The organism is Luteimonas sp. AC640a (assembly GCF_979256585.1).
The window spans coordinates 71,052-79,648 of the sequence record NZ_CEEDOV010000008.1; the positions used below are offsets into that span (position 1 = coordinate 71,052).

Annotated in this window: 8 protein-coding genes; 4 read left to right on the forward strand and 4 right to left on the reverse strand. The window is 69.2% G+C overall.

The window, feature by feature from the left end; genetic code table 11:
* The first annotated feature begins 116 nt into the window (after nucleotides 1-116).
* Both hrpB and ACZ9YD_RS08695 read left to right on the forward strand, forming a co-directional pair.
* Nucleotides 117-2,642: an ATP-dependent helicase HrpB gene (gene hrpB, locus ACZ9YD_RS08690; RefSeq protein ID WP_465074777.1), complete on the forward strand. Its 2,526-nt coding sequence runs from the start codon at nucleotides 117-119 to the stop codon at nucleotides 2,640-2,642.
* A 126-nt stretch (nucleotides 2,643-2,768) separates the two neighbouring features.
* Nucleotides 2,769-3,125 (forward strand): hypothetical protein, encoded by a 357-nt coding sequence (locus tag ACZ9YD_RS08695; protein WP_465074778.1) that lies wholly within the window; start codon nucleotides 2,769-2,771, stop codon nucleotides 3,123-3,125.
* 76 nt (nucleotides 3,126-3,201) lie between these two features.
* On the opposite strand, the gene ACZ9YD_RS08700 is transcribed toward ACZ9YD_RS08695, so the two are convergent.
* The 3 genes from ACZ9YD_RS08700 to ACZ9YD_RS08710 form a co-directional block, all read right to left on the reverse strand.
* Nucleotides 3,202-4,347: a hybrid sensor histidine kinase/response regulator gene (locus ACZ9YD_RS08700; RefSeq protein ID WP_465074779.1), complete on the reverse strand. Its 1,146-nt coding sequence runs from the start codon at nucleotides 4,345-4,347 to the stop codon at nucleotides 3,202-3,204.
* Nucleotides 4,348-4,463: 116 nt separating this feature from the next.
* The gene (locus ACZ9YD_RS08705; RefSeq protein ID WP_465074780.1) at nucleotides 4,464-5,000 is read right to left on the reverse strand and encodes a pseudouridine synthase; all 537 of its coding nucleotides are present in this window, start codon (nucleotides 4,998-5,000) and stop codon (nucleotides 4,464-4,466) included.
* A 77-nt stretch (nucleotides 5,001-5,077) separates the two neighbouring features.
* Nucleotides 5,078-5,932, reverse strand: a complete 855-nt coding sequence (locus ACZ9YD_RS08710) for a class I SAM-dependent methyltransferase (RefSeq protein WP_327058887.1) — start codon at nucleotides 5,930-5,932, stop codon at nucleotides 5,078-5,080.
* 182 nt (nucleotides 5,933-6,114) lie between these two features.
* On the opposite strand from ACZ9YD_RS08710, the gene ACZ9YD_RS08715 reads away from it, so the two are divergent.
* Entirely contained in the window at nucleotides 6,115-7,065 is a 951-nt protein-coding gene (locus ACZ9YD_RS08715; protein WP_465074781.1) for an aldo/keto reductase, read from the forward strand.
* Between the two features lie 235 nt (nucleotides 7,066-7,300).
* Complete coding sequence (locus tag ACZ9YD_RS08720) at nucleotides 7,301-8,326, forward strand: NADP-dependent oxidoreductase (protein WP_465074782.1); 1,026 nt, start codon at nucleotides 7,301-7,303, stop codon at nucleotides 8,324-8,326.
* Here the strand turns inward: ACZ9YD_RS08720 and ACZ9YD_RS08725 are convergent.
* Nucleotides 8,316-8,597, reverse strand: a 282-nt coding sequence (locus ACZ9YD_RS08725; RefSeq protein ID WP_465074783.1) for a hypothetical protein, incomplete at its 5' end; no start/stop codon positions are given. The two genes, ACZ9YD_RS08720 and ACZ9YD_RS08725, sit on opposite strands and share 11 nt — an antisense overlap.

Sequence of the window (8,597 nt, forward strand, 5' to 3'; positions counted from 1 at the left end):
GGATCCGGTGACGGTGCAGCGGCCGAATCTAGTCGCCTGCGATGACCACCGATACCGGGGCAAACCCTTGCATGCGCGCATCGACGCCGATGCGTGACGTCGTTAGCCTGTGCGCCGTGACGCACGCCGCCTCTCCCGTCTTCCCCATCACGTCGTTGTTGCCGGAGATCGTCTCCAGCCTCGCCGCGCATCCGCGCCTGGTGCTCGAAGCGCCGCCGGGTGCGGGCAAGACCACGCAGGTGCCGCTGGCGCTACGCGACGCGGCGTGGCTGGGCGACCGGAAGATCGTGATGCTGGAACCGCGACGGGTCGCGGCGCGTTCGGCGGCAACGTTCATGGCGCGCCAGCTCGGCGAAGACGTCGGCGGCCTCGTCGGCTATCGCATCCGGTTTGAGCAGCGCATCAGCGCGCGCACGCGGATCGAGGTGGTCACCGAAGGCATCCTGACGCGGATGCTGCAGGACGATCCGGAACTCGGCGATGTCGGTGCGCTGCTGTTCGACGAGTTCCACGAACGCCATCTCGCCGGCGATCTCGGCCTCGCACTCGCGCGCGACGTGCAGGCCGGCCTGCGCGAAGACCTGCGCCTGGTGGTGATGTCGGCCACGCTCGACGGCGCGCGCATCGCGACGTGGCTCGATGCGCCGCGGCTCTCGAGCGCGGGCCGCAGCTTTCCGGTCGACGTGTCGCATGCACCGCCGAAACGCGACGAGGCACTCGAACACCAGGTGCGTCGCGTGCTCGTCGACGCGCTGGCGTCGCAGCCCGGCGATGCGCTGGTGTTCCTGCCCGGCCAGCGCGAGATCGCACGCTGTCGTGCGCAACTCGAAGCCGCGTTGCCCGGCGACGTCGAATTGCTGGTGCTGCACGGCGAGCTACCGGTCGACGCGCAGACGCACGTGCTGCAGCCCGCCACCGATGGCCGGCGCCGCGTGGTGCTGGCGACCAACGTCGCCGAGAGCAGCGTGACGCTGCCGGGTGTGCGCATCGTCGTCGACAGCGGTCAGGCGCGCGAGCCGCGCTTCGATCCCAACAGTGGCTTCTCGCGTCTGGAAATCGTCGCGATCTCGCAGGCGTCGGCCGACCAGCGCGCCGGCCGCGCGGGACGTGTCGCGTCAGGCGTGGCGCTGCGCCTGTGGCCGGAATCGCAGCGTCTCGAACCGCAGCGGCGGCCGGAAATCGCACAGGTCGATCTCGCCGCACTCGCGCTCGAACTCGCTGCCTGGGGCGATCCATCACTCGCGTTTCCGGATCCGCCGCCCGCGGGCGCGATGGGCGCCGCGCACGATCTGCTGCAACGCCTCGATGCGCTGGACACACGCGGTGCGATTACGCAGACCGGGCGCCGCATGCTCGCGCTCGGCACGCATCCCCGGCTCGCGGCGATGCTGCTGGCCGGCGCGGATGCCGGCGAACGCGCACTGGCTTGTGACCTGTGCGCATTGCTGGAAGCACGCGATCCGCTGCGGCCATTGCCGGGCACGCCGCGGTCGGATGGCGTGGCCGCGCGCTGGCAGGCGCTGGCCGCTTTCCGCAGTGGACGCACGCCCGCCGATGCGCAACGCGGCGCACTCGCCGCGATCGATGCGGCCGCCAAACAATGGCGCCGACGCCTGAAGCGCGATGCCGCGCCGCCGTCATCTGCACCCGCGCATCTGCTCGGCGATCTGCTCGGCCATGCATTTCCCGATCGCATCGGCTATCGCCACGCGCGCGACGATGCGCGATACACGCTCAGCAACGGCCGCATGGCGCGACTGTTCGACGACAGCACGCTGCGCGGCGAACAGTGGATCGTCGCCAGCGAACTGCGCCACGAAACGAAGGACGCGCTATTGCTGCGCGGCGCGCCGGTTGACGAGGCGCGGCTGCGCCAACAGTGGCCAGAGCGCTTCACCGATGCCGACGAGACGCGCTGGGATGCCGAGCGTCGCGCGCTGGTCGGCGAGCGGGTGCGCCGCTTCGACGGCATCGTGCTCGATGCGCGCGCCAATGGCCGCGTGGATCCGGCCCAGGCGGCGCAGGCACTGAGCGATGCGGTCGGCGCGCTCGGCCTCGACGTGCTGCCGTGGCGCGACGGTCTGCGGCAATGGCAGGCGCGTGTGCAGGCGGTGCGTGCGTGGATGCCCGAACTCGCATTGCCGGATCTCTCGGACGCGGCGCTGCTGGCGACACGCGACGCGTGGCTGCGGCCCGCGTTGGCCGACATCACCCGCCTCGATGCGCTCGGCGCCGACGCGCTGGCCGATGCGCTGCAGCACCAGTTGGACTGGTCGTTGCGCCAGCAGCTCGATCGCATGGCCCCGGTGCGGATCACAGTGCCGTCGGGCATGGCGCGCGCGATCGACTACGCGATCGAGGCCGACGGCACGCCCGCGCCACCGGTGCTCGCGGTCAAGCTGCAGGAACTGTTCGGTCTGGCGAAAACGCCGACCGTCGCTGATGGCCGCGTGCCGCTGACGGTCCATCTGCTGTCGCCCGCCGGGCGCCCGCTGCAGGTCACGCGCGATCTCGCCGGTTTCTGGGAGCGCACGTATCCCGAAGTGCGCAAGGAAATGAAAGGGCGATATCCGAAACATCCGTGGCCGGAAGATCCTTGGAACGCACCTGCAACGCATCGCGCGAAGCCGCGCGGCACTTGAAGCCTGGCATCTCCGTTTACCGAACGTCAGCCCAACGACCGCAACCGCGATCCGAAGCGCTCACGCCAGTTCGACAGCCGGTAACGAAGACTCCTCCATCCCACATCGGACATCCGAGGTCATTCCATGAGCAAGTTCGAAGCGTTGTCCGACAAGGCACTGTCGCTGGTAGGCCAGGCAGGCGACAGCCTGCGTCATGCGATTCCCGATTCCGCCGAGAAGTGGCTGCAGACGGGCGTCGCGCTCGGCGCAGCACGTACCGGCACCAAGCTGGCCGGCGGTTTTCTGCGTCGCAACCCGGCGATTCTCGCCGCGTCGGTGATCGGCGCAGGTCTGGTCTGGGTCGCGGCCCGCCAGTACAAGAAGCGCAAGGAAGGTGGCGCTGTCGAAGGCAGCTCGCGCCGTATCGAGCCGACCCGTGCACCGGCGCGCAAGCGCACGACCGCGCGTCGCGGCGCGGCGGCGGCGAGCAGCAACGACTGAGTCAACGCGATCACTCGCGCGCTGGCCATGCGGCCAGGCGCAGGTCGACCGGACGCGGGCCTCAGGCCCGCGTTTTTTATGTGTGTACGTCCTGCGGATCGTCGTTCGCGGCGGGACGTTCGGCGTCGGCGGCTATCTGCGGTAGCTCGATGACGAAGCGCGCGCCGCCGCCTTCGCGGTCCTCGTACCAGAGTTGGCCACCGAGATCGACGATGATCTGCTTGGCCAGCGACAGGCCCAGCCCGTTCGAACGGCCGTCGTCCTTGCCGGCGTGCGCCAGGCGCTGGAACGGACGGAACAGCGCGTGCTGCTGGTCGCGGGCGATGCCGGGGCCGCGGTCTTCGACCAGCAACTGCCAGAAGCCCACGCCGCCACTGCGCAGCGAAATGTCGACGTTGCTGTCGGGCGCGTACTTGATCGCGTTGGTGATCAGGTTCTCGGCGACCTGGCGCAGCACCAGTCCGTCGATCGCGACCATCGGCGCCGCATCGGGCGCGCGCGTCTGCAGCAGCACGCCGCGATCCTCGAACTGCATGCCGTAGCGCGCAGTAATCCAGTCCAGCACATCCCGCAGACCGGTCGCCTGCGCAGCCTCGGCGGCCTTGCGCGACGTGTCCTGGGTCTCGAGGTAGCGGCGGATGTAGCCGAGCGCGTCTTCGGCGCTCTCGTGGATCATCTTGTGATAGCGCGGAATACGCTCGGGCTTGGTCTCGTTCTTGACCAGCATGTCGCTGGCGAACCAGATGCTCGACAGCGGATTCTTCAGATCATGCGCGACCAGGTTCACCAGTTCCTGGCGCTCGCGCGCGATGCGCTCGAGACGGTCGCGGGTCTGCTTGAGACCGACGTGCGCATTGACACGCGCGAGCAACTCCTCGGGCATGAAGGGCTTGGTGACGTAATCGACCGCGCCGGCATCGAACGCGCGCAGCAGCAGTTCGCGGTCCTGGGCGACAGTGAGGAACACCACCGGCAGGCGCAGCAGATCCGGGTTCTGCTTGATCTCGGCCAGCAGCGCGAAGCCGTCCATGTTCGGCATCAGCATGTCGAGCAGCAGCAGGTCGGGCTGGCGCGCCTCGAGCATCGCCAACGCTTCGGCGCCGTCGGGCGCCGTCTGCACTTCGTAGCCGTGACGGCTCAGCAGCGAACTGACGACGCGCAGGTTCGCAGGCTGGTCATCGACGACGAGGATGCGACCGCTGGCGTTGGCAGAGTTCGGCATTGGCTTCCGGGCTGACCCCGAACGGGGAATGGGCGACGCGTGACAGATGCGTGCTGTCCGCCGGCCACGTTACCAGAAACCCGGTTGAATGCGGGTGCTGAGCGGTCGGCCGCAGATCACAGCACCCGCCACGCGCCGGGTGCGAGCGCGTCCAGCGACCAGTCGCCGATCGCCACCCGCACCAGCCGCAGCGTCGGCAGGCCCACCGCAGCGGTCATGCGCCGCACTTGCCGGTTGCGGCCCTCGCGGATGGTCAGTTCCAGCCAGGCATCAGGCACGGTTTTGCGGAAGCGCACAGGCGGATCGCGTGGCCACAGCGCGGGCGGCGGGTCGAGCATCGTTGCCTGCGCCGGACGGGTGGGTCCGTCGTTGAGCGTCACCCCATCGCGCAGTGCCTGCAGCTGCTCGAGCGACGGCGCACCTTCCACCTGCACCCGATAGGTCTTGGGCAGCTTGTGGCGCGGATCGGTGATGCGGTTGGCGAGCGGGCCGTCATCGGTCAGCAGCAACAGGCCTTCGCTGTCGTGGTCGAGACGGCCGGCGGCGTAGACACCCGCCGGCAGGCCGAAGCCCGCCAGCGTGGGCCGCGGCGGCGTGCTGCGATCGGTGAACTGGCACAGCACCCCGTAGGGCTTGTTGAAGGCGACGAGCATGGAACCGGACTGCGTGGACGTGGGCGGACGTGGCGCGCGTGCAGCGACGGGACCCGCAGGGTCCCGTCGACATCACCTCACGGCTTCACGAACCGCAACGTCATCCGGTCGCTCTCGCCGATCGCGGCGTACTTCGCCGCGTCCGCAGGAGCGTGCCGGTTGGCCGGCGGCAGCATCCACACGCCATCGGCATGGTCGCGGGTGTCCTTCGGATTCGCATTGACCTCGCTGCTGCCGTCGACGCGGAAACCCGCGGCCTGGGCGAGTGCGATGACCTGCGCGGTGCCGACATAGCCGCTGCGGTCGTCGGCCGGCACGTCGGCCTTCGCACGATGTTCGACCACGCCCAGCACGCCGCCCGGGCGCAACACGTCGTAGAAGCCCTTGAACATGCCTTCGGCCTGACCGGACGAACGCCAGTTGTGCACGTTGCGGAACGTCAGCACGACATCGGCGGAGTTCGACGGGCCGAAGCGCGGTGCCTTCGGGTCGTAGCTCACCATGCGCGCGCGGTCGAACTGCGCGGGCGCACCGTCGAAGCGGGCCTGCAGGCCGTCGCGCTGGCTGGTCTGGTAATCGCGGCCACGACCCTCGGCGGCGCTCGCCGGGTCGACCATTGCGGCGATGTAGCGACCGTTGTCGCGCAGATATGGCGCCAGCACTTCGGCGTACCACGCGCCGCTGCCGGGGGTGATCTCGATGACGGTCTGCTCCGGACGCACGCCGAAGAACGCCAGCGTCTCGCGCGGATGACGGTACTGGTCACGCGCACGGTTCTCGGCGCTGCGCCAGTCACCGGCGAGAGCGCTGTCGAGGCGGGCGACATTGCTGGAATCGAGGTCGGCGGCCGAATCGGCAGGCACCTGCGGCGCGCTGGCGCAACCGGCGAGGGCGATCAGGGCGACGGCGCAGAACGACAAGCTGCGTTGCATGGGCGGAACTCCGGACGCGGACGTGGCGCAAAGGGTGCCACAAGCCGCGTGGGGAACGTCGCCGCCCGTCGCACAGGCCGCAACGACGCCATGCCGGAACACTGCTTTGCGCGATCCACGGTGTCGGGCGCGCGTGGTGCCTGCCTATGCTGTGGCCATTCTTTTGCAGGCAGGAGCGGCACATGTCGGAACGCGAACTCGGACGCTCGGGCCTCAAGGTCTCGCCACTGGCGTTCGGCGGTAACGTATTCGGCTGGAGCGCCGACGAGGCGACGACGCACGCGCTGCTCGACGAATGCGTCGCACTGGGTCTCAATCTGGTCGACACCGCCGACGCGTACTCGGCCTGGGTCGACGGCAACCAGGGCGGTGAGTCGGAAACGCTGATCGGTCGCTGGCTGCAGAAGCGCGGCAAGCGCGACCGCGTGGTGATCGCCACCAAGGTCGCCAAGTGGCCGCAACGCAAGGGCCTGTCGCCGGCCAATATCCAGGCCGCGTGCGAGGACTCGCTGCGTCGCCTGCAGACCGATGTCATCGATCTCTATCAGGCGCACGAAGACGACCCGTCGGTGCCGCTGGAAGACACGCTCGGCGCGTTCTCGCGCCTGATCGAACAGGGCAAGGTGCGCGCGATCGGCGCGTCGAACTACACCGCGCCGCGGTTGGCCGAAGCGCTCGATGTCGCCAAGCGCCACAGCCTGCCGCGTTACGAAACGCTGCAGCCCGAATACAACCTCGTCGACCGCGCCGGTTACGAGGCCGCGCTGGAACCGCTGGTGCGCGAGCACGGGCTCGGCGTGATCGGTTACTACTCGCTGGCGAGCGGCTTTCTCAGCGGCAAGTACCGCACCGAGGCCGATGCGGCGAAGAGCAGCGCGCGCGGCGCGCAGGTCGTGAAGCGGTACCTCAATGCGCGCGGCAAGCGCGTGCTCGCCGCACTCGACGATGCCGCGTGCCGGCATGCGGCGACCGTGGCCCAGGTGGCGCTGGCGTGGCTGATCGCGCGGCCGGGCGTAACCGCACCAATCGTCAGCGCGACCAGCATCGGTCAACTTCGCGAGCTGGCCGCGGCGCGCACGCTGTTGCTGACGAAGTCCGACATCGCCGCGCTCGACGGCGCCAGCGCCGGATAAGCGACGCACGCGGGTTCGCCGCACGGTGGCGCGCATCCGCACCGAGCCGCTGCGGGTGGCGTGCCGGGTGTGCGCCGCGTCTGTACCGCGCGACGCGAGAATCGCGCACGACGCGTCGCTGCAAGACGTGATCGCGTCCCCGTGTCGAACACGCCAGCAGCAGTTGGCGCCGCGTTTGACGGCGCCGCACAGCCGCGTGCGCTATGAAGGGAGTCCAATCGAACAGGCCGACCCGATGAGCGACTCCACCGCCACCCGCATCGTCCTCGCCGCGCGCCCGACCGGCGCGCCGACTCCGGACGATTTCCGGGTCGAAACCTTCCAGGTGCCTGCGCCGCGCAACGGCCAGGTGCTGCTGCGCAACCGCTGGCTGTCGCTCGATCCCTACATGCGCGGCCGCATGAACGCCGGTCGCTCCTACGCCGCGCCGGTCGAGATCGGCGAGGTCATGGACGGCGGCACGATCTCGGAAGTCATGCAGTCGCTGCATCCGGCCTGGTCGCCGGGCGATCTGGTGCTGGCGCATGCCGGCTGGCAGACGCACGCGGTCGTCGACGGTGAAAGCCTGCGCCGCAAACTCGACCCCGCCGGCCTGCCGGTGCAGACCGCACTCGGCGTCCACGGCATGCCCGGCTTCACCGCCTACGCGGGCCTGCACGAGATCGGCAAACCGCAGCACGGCGAAACCGTGGTCGTCGCGGCGGCCAGCGGCCCCGTCGGCGCGACCGTCGGCCAGATCGCGAAACTCCACGGCGCACGCGCCGTCGGCATCGCCGGTGGCCCGGACAAGGTGGCGCACGTCCGCGACGACCTCGGCTTCGACATCGCCCTCGACCACCGCGCCGACGACTTCGCCGAACAGCTCGCGGCCGCATGTCCGGACGGCATCGACGTCTACTTCGAGAACGTCGGCGGCAAGGTGTTCGACGCCGTGCTGCCGCTGCTCAACGACTTTGCCCGCATTCCGGTGTGCGGCCTCGTCGCCCACTACAACGACACCGCCCCGCCGTCCGGCCCCGATCGCGTGCCGCAACTGATGGGCGCGATCCTGAGCCGCCATCTGACCGTGCGCGGTTTCATCCAGCGCGACTTCATCGCGCTCTATCCCGAGTTCGTGCGCGAGATGGGGCAGTGGTTGCGCGATGGGCGCGTGCGGTATCGGGAGGATGTCGTGGCGGGGCTGGAGAACGCGCCGGAGGCGTTCATCGGGATGTTGGCGGGGCAGAATTTCGGGAAGTTGCTGGTCAAGCTCAGCCCGTAAAGTTTTTCCTGTCGAGCGCGCCGGGCACTTCGCCCTGCTTTGCGCTTCCGCTCTCTGTGTCCCGCGTTTGATCTTCGAAACGCAGTCCTCCATGTGCGCTGACCCGTAGGGCGCCGCACATGGATGTGCGGCGTTTTTCGACCGAGCCAGGATGGCGAGTCGAAAAATCCCGGAACAAATGACACGCCGGGTGAGCTCCGTCGGGGCTGGCCCTTTTCTTTGGTTCCGTTTCTTTTGGGCCAGCAAAAGAAATGAACCCGCTCGCCGCAAG